This window comes from Streptococcus dentasini (assembly GCF_053206945.1).
Window position 1 is genome coordinate 253513 of record NZ_JBRUHS010000002.1, and the last position, 15008, is coordinate 268520.

At 41.4% G+C, this 15008-nt stretch carries 13 protein-coding genes; 5 read left to right on the plus strand and 8 right to left on the minus strand.

Translation table 11 applies throughout. From position 1 onward, the window contains the following. Window positions 1-383: 383 nt before the first annotated feature. The 7 genes from ACVR1G_RS02665 to ACVR1G_RS02695 all read right to left on the minus strand — a co-directional run bounded on the left by ACVR1G_RS02665 (window position 384) and on the right by ACVR1G_RS02695 (window position 7701). Complete coding sequence (locus tag ACVR1G_RS02665; RefSeq protein WP_447451674.1) at window positions 384-692, minus strand: DUF2129 domain-containing protein; 309 nt, start codon at window positions 690-692, stop codon at window positions 384-386. Between the two features lie 4 nt (window positions 693-696). Next, entirely contained in the window at window positions 697-1140 is a 444-nt protein-coding gene (locus tag ACVR1G_RS02670; RefSeq protein WP_447451675.1) for a YlbF/YmcA family competence regulator, read from the minus strand. A gap of 459 nt (window positions 1141-1599) precedes the next feature. Beyond that, window positions 1600-2190, minus strand: a complete 591-nt coding sequence (locus tag ACVR1G_RS02675; protein ID WP_447451676.1) for an ATP-dependent Clp protease proteolytic subunit — start codon at window positions 2188-2190, stop codon at window positions 1600-1602. A 331-nt stretch (window positions 2191-2521) separates the two neighbouring features. Continuing rightward, the gene (upp, locus tag ACVR1G_RS02680; protein WP_447451677.1) at window positions 2522-3151 is read right to left on the minus strand and encodes a uracil phosphoribosyltransferase; all 630 of its coding nucleotides are present in this window, start codon (window positions 3149-3151) and stop codon (window positions 2522-2524) included. A 331-nt stretch (window positions 3152-3482) separates the two neighbouring features. Further along, window positions 3483-4643 carry a MalY/PatB family protein gene (locus tag ACVR1G_RS02685; protein ID WP_447451678.1) on the minus strand — a complete coding sequence of 387 codons (1161 nt, stop codon included), beginning with the start codon at window positions 4641-4643 and terminating at the stop codon, window positions 3483-3485. Window positions 4644-4661: 18 nt separating this feature from the next. Beyond that, window positions 4662-5756, minus strand: coding sequence for a cystathionine gamma-synthase (locus ACVR1G_RS02690; RefSeq protein WP_447451679.1), 1095 nt, complete (start codon window positions 5754-5756; stop codon window positions 4662-4664). A 313-nt stretch (window positions 5757-6069) separates the two neighbouring features. Further along, complete coding sequence (locus tag ACVR1G_RS02695) at window positions 6070-7701, minus strand: putative polysaccharide biosynthesis protein (protein WP_447451680.1); 1632 nt, start codon at window positions 7699-7701, stop codon at window positions 6070-6072. An 89-nt stretch (window positions 7702-7790) separates the two neighbouring features. Between ACVR1G_RS02695 and ACVR1G_RS02700 the strand changes: the two genes are divergently transcribed. The 5 genes from ACVR1G_RS02700 (at window position 7791) to ACVR1G_RS02720 (ending at window position 14196) form a co-directional block, all read left to right on the plus strand. Continuing rightward, window positions 7791-9236 (plus strand): UDP-N-acetylmuramoyl-L-alanyl-D-glutamate--L-lysine ligase, encoded by a 1446-nt coding sequence (locus ACVR1G_RS02700; protein ID WP_447451681.1) that lies wholly within the window; start codon window positions 7791-7793, stop codon window positions 9234-9236. A gap of 650 nt (window positions 9237-9886) precedes the next feature. After that, a complete protein-coding gene (locus tag ACVR1G_RS02705) occupies window positions 9887-10672 on the plus strand; it encodes an ABC transporter ATP-binding protein (protein ID WP_447451682.1) in 786 nt (261 codons plus the stop codon). A gap of 553 nt (window positions 10673-11225) precedes the next feature. Beyond that, a complete protein-coding gene (locus tag ACVR1G_RS02710; RefSeq protein WP_447451683.1) occupies window positions 11226-12155 on the plus strand; it encodes an ABC transporter substrate-binding protein in 930 nt (309 codons plus the stop codon). A 14-nt stretch (window positions 12156-12169) separates the two neighbouring features. Then, the gene (locus tag ACVR1G_RS02715) at window positions 12170-13195 is read left to right on the plus strand and encodes a FecCD family ABC transporter permease (RefSeq protein WP_447451684.1); all 1026 of its coding nucleotides are present in this window, start codon (window positions 12170-12172) and stop codon (window positions 13193-13195) included. Continuing rightward, window positions 13192-14196 (plus strand): FecCD family ABC transporter permease, encoded by a 1005-nt coding sequence (locus tag ACVR1G_RS02720; RefSeq protein ID WP_447451685.1) that lies wholly within the window; start codon window positions 13192-13194, stop codon window positions 14194-14196. The genes ACVR1G_RS02715 and ACVR1G_RS02720 overlap by 4 nt, the downstream gene beginning before the upstream one ends. Window positions 14197-14327: 131 nt before the next feature. Here ACVR1G_RS02720 and ACVR1G_RS02725 read toward each other — a convergent pair whose 3' ends face one another. Then, the gene (locus tag ACVR1G_RS02725; RefSeq protein ID WP_447451686.1) at window positions 14328-14987 is read right to left on the minus strand and encodes a DUF1803 domain-containing protein; all 660 of its coding nucleotides are present in this window, start codon (window positions 14985-14987) and stop codon (window positions 14328-14330) included. Between the last annotated feature and the right edge of the window lie 21 nt (window positions 14988-15008).

Below are 15008 nucleotides of genomic sequence, written 5' to 3' on the forward strand. Positions count from 1 at the left end.
AGCTAACTTTTCTTACGGTTGTATTCAGGTGGATTTAGATTGAAAAGCACAAAGGTCGGCCATAATATTTGACCCCCTCCTAGCTTTAAAAGCCTACTGTATAGAATACAGAATTATCTGATAATTGTCAAGAAGATTCGCTCGTTAATCAGGATAAAAAGCGTCAAGAAAGGGGTTTCAGCATTATTACTAATTCGTAATAACATAAGACTTTTCTGAGACTGAGATAAAGGCACAAATATACCTATAATTGGTAAAAAGAAAAAGCTGGGTAAAATTGTACTGGCCTCAAGCGCTAGATCTTTGATCCAACACTAGAGATTAGCACAAAAACTACTTCCAGCAATTTTTAACAGACTGACAGGGCGAAACTAGCTACAAAACTAGAGTGTAGGAAGCGAACCAATATCCAGATCATCAGTTTCATCACCCACTTCTTCCTGATTGCGATACAAACTTCCGACAAAATCGCGATCAATATTATCTAAAGATGACAGGCGTACCTCCTTAACAAATCTTAACTTTTCTAAGGCCGCTATTGTCCCCTCAAGCTTTTGCGCATCACTGTAGAGATGCACATAGCGAAAACGCCTAGAGTGGTAAAGCATATCACCATAACGATTTAGCTTTCTGGCATCGCGATTGTAATAGAGATAGACGATAATCCCCTTACGTTCTTGCTTATTAAACATTTTCCTATCCCTTCTCTCGAATATTTTCTCCTCTACCGTGTCCATGCTGGCGCTTATGCGGTGCAAAGGGCAAACCTGTATCCACAAATATATCTGGCGAAACAGCTTGAGAAATTTGAGTCGTTAAATCGGCCAGAAGTTTTTGCAAGGCTACTTCAGCCAGTCTCAAATCTTGGACGCAAGGCGTCATATCTATCTGACGCTTCTGAGCCAAAACCTGACGCCTTAACTGGGCTACTTCCGGTCTAAAATTAACATAATTTTTCTGCTCCTCATAGCTCTCTTGCAAGTTTTGGAATTGGAGAATTTTTTCTTGCAAATCGCTGTCAGCAGTCAAAACTGCTTTGGCCGTACGATAGGTCTGCACTTGAGGGGTCTCTAAAATCGCTTTAACCAGCATGTCAATTTGGTGATCAATGGCTAACAAATCCTGATTGATTTTTAACATATCCCTATTATAACAAAAAGGAGAATGGAAAGAACTCAAAAATTTTTAATTGGGTTCTCACCGCTCCCTGATTCCTGGTCAATGACTTAAATCAATCTCTCCTTAAACGGTCTGCTCACTCTCGTGTTTTTAAAACTTCCACCTTTAACAGTCCCTTATATCTTTTAGGAAAAGGAAAGTCAGCTGCGCTAAAGGTTTATGAAAAAGTATGAAAGTAGGACAAAAATCAGTAAATCGTGGTAAAATCACGATTTTGATTTTCCTCACTTTCCTATTTTTAGGCTCAGCCCTCTACCACTTTCCTGTTTTTAGGTGGCAGGCTTTGGCAGTCTATCCCCAGACTGCCAAACTCCACTGGAGCATTTCAATCCCACCTCTGCGCTATTTGATAAATCTAGGGCAATTCAAAAGAGGCGGGACTTTTTGCCTCAGCCTCTTTCAACTATTATTCGCTAAATCTTATTTCAAGGCATTGTTTTCCATAATTTCATCGATAAAGCCATATTCGAGTGTTTCCTGAGCTGTCATCCAGTTATCACGCTCAGCATCCACGTGGACCTTCTCAAGCGATTGACCTGAATTATCTGCCAGAATTTGTTCCAGAGTTTGGCGCGTTTGCAAGAGGTGCTCAGCTGCAATAGCCATATCGGACTGTTGCGTACCACCGCCAGTGCCGCCCATCGGCTGGTGAATCATGTATTCTGCATGCGGCAACATAAAGCGCTTGCCTTTGGCACCGCTGGAAGCAATAATGGTTCCCATCGATGCAGCCATTCCCATAACGATTGTTTGGACATCTGATTTAATAAAATTCATAGTGTCTACAATAGCCAAGCCAGCTGATACAGAGCCACCAGGTGAATTCACATAGAGGTAAATATCTTTGGTACTATCTTGAGCGTCCAAGAACAACAATTGGGCAATAACTGAATTCGCCATATTATCTTCAACCGGACCTGTCAGCATGACGATGCGGTCTTTCAAGAGGCGTGAATAAATATCGTAGGAACGCTCTCCACGACTAGTTTGTTCAATAACTACTGGAATCATAGTATTCTCCTTTGATCAAAATATTAAGGACTCGACGGATAAATCGTGCTTAGCAAATATCAGTAACATCTGGCTGAAAAAACGTAAATCAACCAAAATACAGACTTCCTAAATCAGTTATCTCCCAGAGGAGCCGTGGCTGTAAGACCTGAGATCTTAGCAACTAGCTGCTCTTTTCTGAGGACGAATCCATGTTTCATTACTAAAACGTGACCTTATTATATCTATTTGGTCAAAAAAGGTCAAATAAAAAACTCACTTTTCACAATTTCATAAAAAAACAGTCCAGCAAACAGACTGTTAGACAAGATGGCCAAGTAAATCTACAGACCTATTTGGTACCAAAGAGACGATCGCCAGCATCACCAAGCCCAGGTACAATGTAGCCGTTATCATTTAACTTTTCATCGAGGGCTGCCGTATAAATATCAATGTCGGGATGAGCTTCTTGAAGTGCTTTGACTCCTTCCGGTGCTGCGACTAGACAGACAAATTTGATGTTAGCTGCACCGCGTTTTTTAAGAGAGTCCACAGCCAAAATAGCCGAGCCGCCAGTTGCCAGCATAGGATCTACTAAGAAAATCTGCCGCTGATCAATATCCTCAGGCAGTTTGACCAAATACTCTACAGGCTGCAAAGTCTCCTCATCGCGATACATACCAATATGACCGACCTTGGCAGCTGGTACTAGACTTACAAGACCATCAACCATGCCAATACCTGCTCGAAGAATAGGAACAATAGCCAATTTTTTACCAGCTAACTGCTTTTGTACTGTCTTGGTCATTGGTGTTTGAATCTCTACATCTTCTAGTGGAAGGTCACGCGAAACCTCATATCCCATAAGCATAGCAATTTCATTGACCAATTCACGAAAGTTTTTCGTGGACGTATCTTCACGACGCAGAATTGAGAGTTTGTGTTGGATCAGTGGGTGTGAAATAACTTGAAATTTTCCCATAATACATTAGCTTACAAGAAGCTTGCCTTCTTTCTAAGATTATTTTCTTTATTATACCAAATAGGCCGAGATTTTAACGGGCATAACTGTTATTTCATTAGAAAAATGGCATCAACTAGGAACCGTTAAACCTACAGCTATCCATTCCAAGACTGTCTATAGACCCTATAAACAAAAGGGGGCTACCCCAATTTTTAGAATTTTTTGATCTCATCTTATTCCTTGTAGATTTTACTTCATAAGAAAAAACTTCCATACTATGATGGAAGCAAAAGACTTGTATACAAGACAAAGAAAGAGTCAGCACCTCTTATCTACTTATATAGCCTCATTATTTTGGAAAAGCTTTAGCCAATCGTTCACAGGCTTCCTGCAGGACTGATGTAGGAGTAGCAAGGTTGAGGCGGGCATGACCTACACCTTCCTTACCAAAGGTCGATCCGACATTGAGGATGAGCTTGGCTTCTTCTTTGATTTTTTTGTGAAGCTCCTCGTCTGATAGATTATAGGCTGAGAAATCCAACCATACAAGGTAGGTGCCTTCTGGTTTCATGACCTTGATCTTAGTATGCTGCTCTAGATAGTTTGCTAGAAAATCGCTGTGCTTTTCCAGAAGCGCTTTTAATTCGGTCAACCAAGGTTTGCCGTAACGAAAGGCAGCCTCTGTTGTTATCAAGCCGATAGTCGGAACTTCATGCTGATTATTAGCTAGTTGACGCTTCTTAAATTGAACTCGTAATTCCGGATTTTCAATGATCGCAAAGCTATTTTTAGTTCCGGCAACATTGAAGGTTTTTGTGGCACTGGAGAGAACCAGACTGAACTGACCAAAGTCACCGACAGTATTGATACTGTGATGTTTATGATTAAACAGGGCTAAATCCTGATGAATCTCATCTGAAACCAGAATAACTCCATGTTTCTGGCAGAGCTCTGCTACTTTTTGCAATTCCTTAGCTGTCCAGACCCGTCCTCCAGGATTATGAGGACTGCAAAAAACATAAAGTTTGACTTGATTTTCTACGATATCTTTTTCTAACTGATCAAAATCAAGTTCAAAATGACCATTTCTTTCCACCAAAGAATTTTCAATCAATCGGCGGTCGTTGAGTTTGACAGAGCGGGCAAAGGGAGGATAAACCGGTGTATTGATAAGAACTGCATCTTGTTTTCGAGTAAAAGCCTGAATGGCTACTGATATAGCAGGGACAACCCCTTCAATAAGAACAATGGCTTCCTTATCCACCTGATAGCCATGCTCTGCTCTTTCCCAATTTTGAATGGCCTCAACTACACCATCCCAAATATAGGGATAGCCGTAAACTCCAAAATCAGTATAGCGCTGAATAGCAGTTTGCATTTCTGGAAAGGTTAAGAAATCCATATCTGCCACCCAAAGGGGAAGCAAATCCTTATCTTCCTCCACTTCCTTCCATTTGACAGAGTGGTTACCAAGTCGGTTGGGTAGGGTTGTAAAATCGTAATGTGTCATGCAATCCTTCTTTCATACTTAGCCTTCTAAGGCTTGTTTTAAATCAGCTACTAGGTCATCTGCATCTTCAATACCTATCGAGAGGCGCAGCAAATCGTCAGTCAGGCCGTAAGAAGCCCGGACATCTGCTGGGATATCAGCGTGAGTCTGAGTCGCCGGATAGGTAATCAGACTTTCTACTCCACCCAAGCTTTCAGCAAAGGTAAAAACCTGCAATTGATTGATAAGGGATGGGATAGTATCTTTATTCACAACCTTAAAAGAAATCATCCCTCCCTTACCTGTAAAGAGAACTTCTTTAACTGCTGGAGATTGTTCTAAAAAGGCCACTACTTGTTTCGCATTAGCTGTGGAAGCTTCCATACGAAGCTTCAGTGTTTTTAAACCACGCATCAGCATATAACTATCAAAAGGCGATAGGTTGGGACCGGTTGTATTGAGATTATAAAAAAGTTTGTCGTAATAATCTTGATTACTCGTAATAACTACCCCAGCTAAAACGTCATTGTGTCCAGCTAAATACTTGGTCGCCGAATGGACAACAATATCAGCTCCCAGAGTGATAGGAGTTTGATAAATTGGACTGTAGAAGGTATTATCCACGATAACAGCAGCCCCCTTCTCATGGGCTAGGTTAGCAATTTTCTCAATATTAAATTCAACCATCAGCGGATTGGTTGGGGTTTCAATATAGACAATATCGGTAGTATCTGTAATGGCTGCCAGCATTTCGGCCTCAGTATTGGCATAATCAAAAAAGAAACGGCCTTCCTTCTCCTTATCATTAAACCAGCGAAAGGAACCACCATATAAATCGCGTGCGGCCACCACATGACTGCCGACTGGAAAAATCTCAAAAGCCAAGACAATAGCACTCATTCCTGAACTTGTTGCAATCGCATAATCCGCCTGTTCAATAGCCGCTAAAGTTTGTTCCAGCGTTGCTCGGGTCGGATTTTTAGTGCGAGTATAATCAAAACCAGTCGATTGGCCAAATTCGGGATGCTGATACGTTGTTGAAAAATGGATTGGAGAAGCAAGCGCTCCTGTCTCCTTATCAGAATTAATTCCTGCGTGTGCCAGCAAGGTCGCTAATTTATATTGTTCTGTCATCAATAGGCCTCCTTTTTGTTCTTTATTTTAGCACGATTTTTTCCCAAAATCTGGAACATGCCAATATTTATTATCGATAGGCTGTTATAAAAAAATGCTATAACAAAAAGGAAATGGCAGGTCATAGTCTTTCGCAGAAAGTCACTCCCTTCACTTCCTTATTTGTATTTATTCTTGATTGTACTGTTAATGTTAAGGCTGGCTGTAAACAAAGCCTACATAATCAGATTATTGCTTCACTTGGTAGGCAAAGATGTCGGTCAGGCCTTAAAAAGGGGCTTAAGAGTTTGATAAAATTTATCCTAACCTAGGATTAGGATATTCTAAGCTTGCGCCGTAAACTATCAGCACGACTGCCAATAATACTGTCAATCTGGCGTGTCCGTAAGGAGAGATAGGCGTATACAGCCACCCCGAGACCACCGAGCAGCACTAGATAAACCAAGCTGGAGGTTCGTCCAGCCACCGGATAGAAATAATGTAGACCCAAATAGCCTAAGCTAACCACTATCCCCATTAAGGCTGTCATCCAAAAAATGCTAATGAAAGCACGTCTAATATCGGCGTGATCAAAATCTGTGACTTCCTGAATTTTGAAATACATAAAGACAATGGGAATCCAGAGAGCGAGCGCTGTAGATACCAGAGGGCCATAAGCACCAAAAACAAAGAGCATGGGAATTTGAAAGACCAGCTTAATCGCCATTCCCCAGAGAAAATATTCAATAGCCTTGCGGTTCTCAAAGAGAGCTTGCAGCATAGGAGCCATCAGAGAATAAAGCGCTAAGAGTAAGGTCTCTGCCATTACTCCAATAAAAAGATAGAGGGCATCTTTTTCGGGTAAGCCATAGAAAACAGTATAGATAGGCTTGGCTAAAATTAAAGAGCCGACAACAGCTGGAAAGGTGAAAATCCACAGCATCTGCAAATTATTAACGACAACCTTTCGCAGGCTTTCCTTGTCCTTTTGCACATAAGATTCTGTTAGAACAGGGATCCCTACACCACCGATGGAGGTCGCTACTGAAATTAAAATCATGTTGATTTTACTAGGATTGGAAGATAGATAGGCAAAAAGCTCATTGAGTTCCTTGCGGCTCAGATCTGTTATAACGGATAAGGTATTATTAAAGGTTCCTTGATCGATCAACTGCAAGGTTTGAATAGCTGAACCGGTGATAATAAAAGGAATAGCTTCCTTAAAGGTTTCCTTCAGCAGGGCTAGGGTATCAATCGTAATTTTTTGTGTCTGTTTGGCAAATATTTTTTTGAGCAGACCAGCCTTTTGCAAATAATATAGGAGAACGGCCATACTGGCAATCATACCAATAAAGGCAGCAAAGGTTGATTGACTGACAGCAGCCACATAATCTCCTGAACCCACCTGCATGATCATATAGGCAGTCAGCAACATCCAAATGACACGCACCAACTGCTCAAACATCTGACTCATGGCATAAGGCTTAAAGTCACTGTAGCCTTGGAAAACTCCTCTAATAACACTCATTGCAGGAAATACCAGAACTGCAAACGAGAGACTGTGGATAACTGGTATCAGCTCTTTTCCTGAGCCAGAAAAAATCGCAAAAAGCGGCGAACCAAAGTACATAATCGCAGCAAAAACGAGGCCAACAATGAGCATGACCTTTAGGAAGCTCCGAATGAGATGGATAGAGTGGTCTTCCTTATCCATGGCATTATATTTGGCAATTTGCTTAGCCACGGCTACATTTATCCCCGTCGTAGACAGCAGGAGAAAGTAGGCATAAATATTGTAGCCCATACCATAGAGGGCGTTGGCCTGACTGGCGGATTGTCCCATCCAAGCATACCAAGGAATAATGTAGAGAGCTCCGAGGAGACGGCTAAGAGTATTGCCTGTTGTTGACCAGAAAGTTCCTCTGACCATCTTCTCATTTTGTGTTATTTTTTTTTCTTCTGACATACTGCCTCTTTCCAAAAATTCACTAGATTTTATTATAAACTTTTGCCTGTGACTTGTAAAACAGTAACTTTAAGTCTAAAATAGTAACCATGATTACAATGACACGTGTGCTTGAGATACTTAAGCAAGATAAAAATTTTAGAGATATTAGTCTGGATGGCCATTTTTATTATAGCTGGAAAGGGGTATCTTTCAGTAAATTGAGTTATGACAGCCGTGACGTTGATGACTCAACTCTCTTTTTTGTTAAGGGGGCAGCCTTTCGCAGAGAATTTCTGGAAAGTGCTGTTGCTGCTGGGCTGAAATTTTACGTTTCTGAGCAAGATTACGAGATGGGCATCCCTGCTATCCTAGTTAACGATATCAAACAAGCTATGAGTTTGATTGCTATGACGTTTTACGATAATCCCCAAAATAAGCTGCAATTGCTTGCCTTTACAGGTACTAAAGGGAAAACGACAGCAGCTTATTTTGCCTATAACATTTTAAAACAAAGCCAAAAGCCAGCTATGTTATCCACCATGAATACGACTTTAGATGGTGAAACCTTTTTTAAGTCAACCCTAACAACTCCTGAAAGCCTCGATCTCTTTAGAATGATGGCTAAAGCTGTGGATAATGGGCGTTCTCATCTGATTATGGAGGTTTCCAGTCAGGCCTTTTTAGTTAAGCGTGTTTATGGTTTAACCTTTGACGTTGGTGTTTTTCTCAATATCAGTCCTGATCATATCGGTCCCATTGAACATCCTAGTTTTGAAGATTATTTCTATCACAAGCGTCTGCTTATGGATAACAGCCGTGCTGCCATCGTTAATAGTGGTATGGAGCATTTTGAAATTGTCCGTGACCAAGTAGCAGACCTTCCCCACGATTTCTACGGTCAGGTATCAGACAATCAGATTGAAGAGGGACAGGCCTTTAGTTTTGCAGCAACTGGAAAATTGGCAGGTCATTACGATATTCAGCTGATCGGTGATTTCAATCAGGAAAATGCTCTCGCTGCTGGACTTGCCTGCTTGCGTTTGGGGGCTAGCCAACTGGACATACAGGCTGGTATTGCACAAACGTCCGTTCCAGGACGCATGGAGGTCTTAACCCAAAATAATGGGGCTAAGGTTTTTGTCGACTACGCCCACAACGGCGATAGTCTGCACAAATTGCTCAGTGTTGTAACCCAACACCAGACTGGGGTAGCTGTTTTGATTCTTGGTGCTCCAGGTAATAAAGGTGAGAGCCGCCGTGCTGATTTTGGGAAGGTTATCAATCAATACCCCCAATTAAGGGTGATCTTAACAGCTGATGATCCCAACAAGGAAGATCCCTTAACTATCTCGCAGGAAATTGCCAGTTATATTAATCGCCCTGTTGATATTATTGTCGACAGAGAAGAAGCAATTGAAACTGCTCTTCAATTGACGCAAGGAGAAAAAGATGCTGTTATCATCGCGGGAAAAGGAGCGGACGCTTTTCAGATTGTTAATGGCCAACGAGCAGCTTATGATGGCGATCTGAGTGTTGCCAAGAGGTATCTCTAGGAACTGCTAATAATTATTAATAAAACCTCTTATTTAGAATCATTACAAGGAGCCAAATCCCTTGGGGGACTTGGCTTTTGCCTTGTTTAAAAATATTCAATAAGCTGTTCCAAATTAAAAATTCCTGTGTTATAATGTGAAAAGATTCCGAGGCCAGAGCTAGTCAATCTGGCGGCTTTGGAATCTAAAGATGTCGTTTTATTCCCTGACATAGACAGCTCGCCAAGTGTGGCTGTCAAACTTCCGATACTTGCCTCAATAGGCTGTATCAATAAAGGCGAAAATGCATGTTTTGACCAAGTTAAGAGATAGAAAAGTGAAGAAAATCAAGTCTCCATCCACGGATTCTTATCCTGCTCTCTAGGCTGAGCACGCTCACTTTAGGTTTCTCGCTAGGCCAAATGTATTTTGTCCTTGGTATCTTACTTAGTGGAACACGAACTGGAGACAGCTCTGTCTGGCCTCAAATTCTCATAATGTTTAACCTGATAGATCAATTTTTATTGCGATTTTTCATTGATACTTGTTGGATTTGTTAGCCAATTGTCTAGTTTCGTGAATTAATGTGGTTAGCTTTGTTAGCTTCATTTTTCCCTTTCAAAGGGCTAGGACCTTTGAAGTACTTTTTATATCTTTTGAAAGGAGGTTCTATGTCAAAGATTTGTGCAGACCAGATTCAGGTTGCCTATGATCACCAAGTTATTATTGATGACCTATCTCTAAGTCTTCCTGAAGGTGAAATTACCACCATTATTGGGGCTAATGGCTGCGGTAAGTCTACTTTACTCAAAGCCCTGACTCGAATTCAAGCTATTAAACAAGGACAGATTTATCTAGATGGACAATCCATTGCTAATCTATCAACTAAAGAAGTTGCCAAAAAGTTAGCACTTCTTCCGCAGGTTTTAGAGGCTACTCAGGGTATCTCTGTTTACGATTTGATTTCCTATGGTCGCTTTCCTCATCAAAAATATTTGGGTAGTTTGACTCAGGAAGATCGCAACAAGATTCACTGGGCTATGGAAGTTACTGGGGTGACCGAATTTGCCAAGGTTGATGTTGACAGTCTATCCGGCGGTCAGCGCCAGCGCGTCTGGATTGCCATGGCTCTCGCTCAAGATACTGATACTATCTTTTTGGATGAGCCGACTACCTATTTAGACATGAATCATCAGCTAGAAATTTTGGAATTGCTTCGAGATCTTAATCAAGAGGCTGGCAAGACAATTATCATGGTGCTGCACGATCTCAATTTATCAGCTCGTTTTTCTGATCACCTTGTTGCTTTAAAGGATGGGGAAATTCGCTACGAAGGCCCTGTCGATCAGATTATGACCCCTGATATTTTAAAGGAGATCTTCAGAATTGAAGCATTGCTAGCTGAAGATCCTATCCATCACTGCCCTATTCTGCTGACTTACCAGCTGATAAAATAGATTGATTTCAATTGAGCATGAAGCTAATCGTTTCGGAAAAAAACGACTCCCTTGTGTACAAGGACACGGCTCCTATATTTGTGATGCGCTGTCGTTCATCATCCTAAGTACAACCTTAAAAGGTCCCCAGACCTTATGAGTTTTTTTCCGTCAGAGATTTTCGCTATTACCAAGCGAATTGCTTCTATGTATCTTGATAATTGAACACGCCTACACTCCTGCGAAAAAAGACTCACCTGCTCAGAATCTCGCTAATTCCTCGTCAGGTTCCCTATTTTTCTTTGAAGTGCTTAACGGCTTTGTATCTTAGTAATTGAACACGCCTACACTCCTGTGAAAAAATACTCACCTGCTCAGAATCTCGCTAATTCCTCGTCAGGTTCCTTATTTTTCTTTGAAGTGCTTAACGGCTTTGTATCTTAGTAATTGAACACGCCTACACTCCTGTGAAAAAATACTCACCTGCTCAGAATCTTACTGATTCTTCGGCTGGTCCCCTATTTTTCCTTGGAGTGCTTAACGGCTTTGTATCTTGATAAAGAGGAGAAAACTTATGAAGAAAATTTTAACGGCCTTTTTGGCCGTACTGGCCGTCTTTGTTCTTGCGGCTTGCGGAAACCAAGCAAAAAATAAGGACAAAGAGGTTTCCGACAAACCTAAAATTGAAGGCTTTACCTACTACGGCAAGGTGCCTAAAAACCCTAAAAAAGTTGTTAATTTTGCCTACTCTTATACGGGTTACCTCCTAGAACTAGGTGTTGATGTTTCCAGCTATTCTTTAGATAATGAAAAGGACAGCCCTGCTTTCGGTGATCAGCTTAAAGGTGCCAAAAAACTCACATCTGAGGATACCGAAGCTATTGCTGCTGAAAAACCTGATCTTATCATCGCTTTTTCAACCGATAAAAATATCAAACAGCTCAGGGAAATCGCACCTGTTTTAGTGATTGAGTACGGTAAGCGAGACTACTTACAAATGCTAACTGATTTAGGAAAGGTCTTCGATAAGGAGGATAAAGCCCAGGCTTGGCTCAAAAATTGGAAAACAAAAACAGGCAAGGCCAAAAAGGAGCTTAGCAGTATCCTTCCTAAGAACACCACCTTTACCGTCATGGATTTCTATGATAAAGACATCTATCTGTATGGCAAGAATTGGGGACGCGGTGGTGAACTGATTTATGATGCTTTGGGCTATGCTGCACCACAAAAGGTTCAAGACGATGTTTTTAAAACCGGTTACTTTGGTGTTTCTCAAGAAGTCATTGGGGACTATATCGGTGATTATGCGTTACTTAACGTCAGCAAGGCTACCAAAAACTCTGCTGCCTCTCTTAAAGAGAGCGATGTTTGGCAAAATGTCCCTGCTGTTCAAAATAAGCACGTTCTAGAAGTTGACGAAGCTCTCTTTTACTTCTCTGATCCAATGTCCTTAGACAAACAGTTACCTGCCTTCGTTGATGCTGTTAGGAAGGCTGAACAATAAGGGAAAGGGATTTAATGAACAAAGAAGAAACACTTCTTGGTCAGAAAAATAAGCCAAGCAAGACTTGGCTTATTTTTTTCATCATCTTAGCATTTTTTATCGTCGCCTGCTACATGGCTTTGCGTTTTGGGGCTGTTAACTACAGTCAACATCAGCTTTGGCAAGTCATTAAGCATCCTTTATATGACTCATCACTGCAGGATGTCATCATTGATTTGCGTCTGCCAAGATTACTAGCGGCTATGCTAGTCGGGGCAGCCATGGCCCAAGCTGGTGCCATTATGCAAGGCGTTACTCGCAATCCTATTGCCGATCCTGGGTTGCTAGGAATCAATGCTGGAGCTGGACTCGCCTTAATCATTGGATATGCTATTTGGGGCAGTTTACATTATACAGCTATTCTTTTCGTCTGTTTACTGGGATCTTTTGTGACAGCCTGTTTGATCTTTGGTCTGTCTTATCAGCCGCGAAAAGGATACCACCCTATTAGGCTTATTTTAGCTGGAGCTATGACCTCTACCCTTTGTGCATCTATAGGTCAAGCCATAACTCTCTATTTTCACTTAGAAACGAGTATTATCGGCTGGCAGGCTGGAGGCTTTTCTCAGATTAATTGGAAAATGCTGGTTATTATTACCCCCTTTATTGTAGCAGGCTTATTCCTTGCTCAATTGCTATCACATCAGCTGACAATTTTAAGTCTTGACGAAACCGTCTCAAAAGCCTTGGGACAGCGTACAACTGCTATTAGTTTTATACTTTTAGGTATTGTCTTACTCCTATCGGCTGGAGCCGTGGCTCTAGTTGGTTCTATAGCTTTCATCGGTCTAATCGTCCCACATTTCATCCGAATTTTCATCGTTAGGGACTACCGCTATCTGCTTCCACTGACAGCTTTTGCAGGGGCTACCTTTATGATTTGGGTCGATGTGGTCAGCCGAACACTCAATCCCCCAACAGAAGTTCCTATCAGTGCTCTTGTCTGCCTAGTCGGTCTTCCTTGTTTCCTATGGTTGGTTAGAAAAGGAGGACACCTATGAAGGAACCATTCTTTCCGGCTAAACATTTTACTTTACTTATCAGTCTGCTCTTATTAGTTATTATTTTATCGCTGTCTATCGGCTATGCTCAATCCTCACTGAAGGATATCTTTGACCTGCTTATCGGCCAAAGTGAACCGGCAACTAGTTTCATCATCATCAGAATTCGGCTGCCGCGTATCTTAGCTTGCATGCTAGGTGGAGCATCTCTCGCTTTGGCAGGAACCCTCTTACAGACCTTGACTAAAAATTCCTTGGCCGATTCGGGAATCCTAGGAATTAATGCTGGAGCAGGGCTCCTTATGGCGATTGCAATCAGTGTTCTCAATGCTAGCAGTATTGAAACTACTAGCTTACTTCCTATTCTATCTATGTTTGGTGGAGCTGGAGCTATGCTCCTCGTTTACCTGATGTCTTGGCAAAAGAATCATGATATCAGTCCTACCCGTCTCATTATTACAGGCGTTGGGGTTTCTAGCATGCTTTCAGGCATCATGATTGCAATTGTTAGCCAAAGCGATGATAATAAGATGGAGTATATTATTTCCTGGCTGAGCGGGAAAATTACAGGTAATGACTGGACAACTCTAGTATCCTTCGCTCCTGTTCTCTTTCTTATCTGGCTAGTAACATTTAGCCGCAGTAAATCTCTCAATATCATGAATCTTAATGAGCAGACAGCCCTTGCTTTGGGACTTCGCCTGCAGCGGGAACGTCTGATTGTCTTGGTGTTAGCAACAGCTCTTGCTTCACTCAGCGTTGTTCTAGTTGGAAATATCACCTTTGTTGGTCTCGTCGCTGGTCACATTACCAAGCGTTGGTTAGGCAATCAACATCAGATCAGTCTCCCTGCCTCCATGCTTATTGGTATGATTCTTTTACTCATTGCAGATACTATTGGTCGTATTTTCCTGGTAGGTACAGGTATTCCAACGGGTATTATCGTTGCTATCATTGGAGCACCTTATTTTCTCTATCTTATGGTGACAGAGACAAAATAAGCTTAACTTTGTGATGATATGACGGCGGCCTGTACTTTTAACTAACAGGCTTAGTTTTTAGGGATGAGAAAGCACCCGATGCACAAGCAATAAAATTACTGCATGCAAAAAGAGCCTCGTCTTGGCTCTTTTTATACGTGAAAAATTAGTTTTTCATGATCAAATGTCATCGTTAGACTGTATGTCTGATCCTCTATTTCTGCTATGTAGCCTAAAATAACCAAACTTTGGACAAAAATATCCGGTCGCTTCTGTTTAACCCTATCCTTGCGACCAAATTTCAAAAGAAAAGTGGTCATATACTTGAGCGCATACTCAGGATTAACATCTCCCAGAATAGCATAAAGGATCTGCTGTTCTTGAGATAGAGGGTAACCCGATTTAAGTTTGTAAAAATAATTGGATAAGGTAAGACGCGTTCTAGCAAAGTCTGTCTGTTCGATCAAGACAGCCTGATTAGTCTTATTAGCAAGACGCGTACTAAATTCTAAGGTTAAGAGTTTTTGGTAGGCGGGGCTGAGACTGTCAATAAATAGGCTATCATCTAAGTGAATTTCCTGCAGCTGGTCTTCATTTTCCGTCAGTTGTATTTGAAGATAATAGCGGCGTTGATACCGTCTGATGTAACCAGCTTGTATATACTCTTCTAAACTGCGCTCTAGCTGCTTAACTTGAGGAAAGTCCTGTTTGATCTGTCTCAAGCTCACATCATTACGCTTATAGAGATAATTTATTAGATCTCGGAAAAAAGGCTGACCTGTCAGCCGACCTGGATTAAAAACAAGAATCATTAGCCCTCCTAGCTTTTTTCT

Excerpts from the sequence above, each read along its gene's own strand:
- ACVR1G_RS02670 (WP_447451675.1), bottom strand. The coding sequence starts at position 1,140 with ATGTTAAAAATCAATCAGGATTTGTTAGCCATTGATCACCAAATTGAC.
- ACVR1G_RS02710 (WP_447451683.1), top strand. The coding sequence starts at position 11,226 with ATGAAGAAAATTTTAACGGCCTTTTTGGCCGTACTGGCCGTCTTTGTT.
- ACVR1G_RS02685 (WP_447451678.1), bottom strand. The coding sequence starts at position 4,643 with ATGACACATTACGATTTTACAACCCTACCCAACCGACTTGGTAACCAC.
- ACVR1G_RS02675 (WP_447451676.1), bottom strand. The coding sequence starts at position 2,190 with ATGATTCCAGTAGTTATTGAACAAACTAGTCGTGGAGAGCGTTCCTAC.
- ACVR1G_RS02690 (WP_447451679.1), bottom strand. The coding sequence starts at position 5,756 with ATGACAGAACAATATAAATTAGCGACCTTGCTGGCACACGCAGGAATT.
- ACVR1G_RS02695 (WP_447451680.1), bottom strand. The coding sequence starts at position 7,701 with ATGTCAGAAGAAAAAAAAATAACACAAAATGAGAAGATGGTCAGAGGA.
- ACVR1G_RS02715 (WP_447451684.1), top strand. The coding sequence starts at position 12,170 with ATGAACAAAGAAGAAACACTTCTTGGTCAGAAAAATAAGCCAAGCAAG.
- ACVR1G_RS02665 (WP_447451674.1), bottom strand. The coding sequence starts at position 692 with ATGTTTAATAAGCAAGAACGTAAGGGGATTATCGTCTATCTCTATTAC.
- ACVR1G_RS02700 (WP_447451681.1), top strand. The coding sequence starts at position 7,791 with ATGATTACAATGACACGTGTGCTTGAGATACTTAAGCAAGATAAAAAT.
- upp (WP_447451677.1), bottom strand. The coding sequence starts at position 3,151 with ATGGGAAAATTTCAAGTTATTTCACACCCACTGATCCAACACAAACTC.
- ACVR1G_RS02705 (WP_447451682.1), top strand. The coding sequence starts at position 9,887 with ATGTCAAAGATTTGTGCAGACCAGATTCAGGTTGCCTATGATCACCAA.
- ACVR1G_RS02720 (WP_447451685.1), top strand. The coding sequence starts at position 13,192 with ATGAAGGAACCATTCTTTCCGGCTAAACATTTTACTTTACTTATCAGT.
- ACVR1G_RS02725 (WP_447451686.1), bottom strand. The coding sequence starts at position 14,987 with ATGATTCTTGTTTTTAATCCAGGTCGGCTGACAGGTCAGCCTTTTTTC.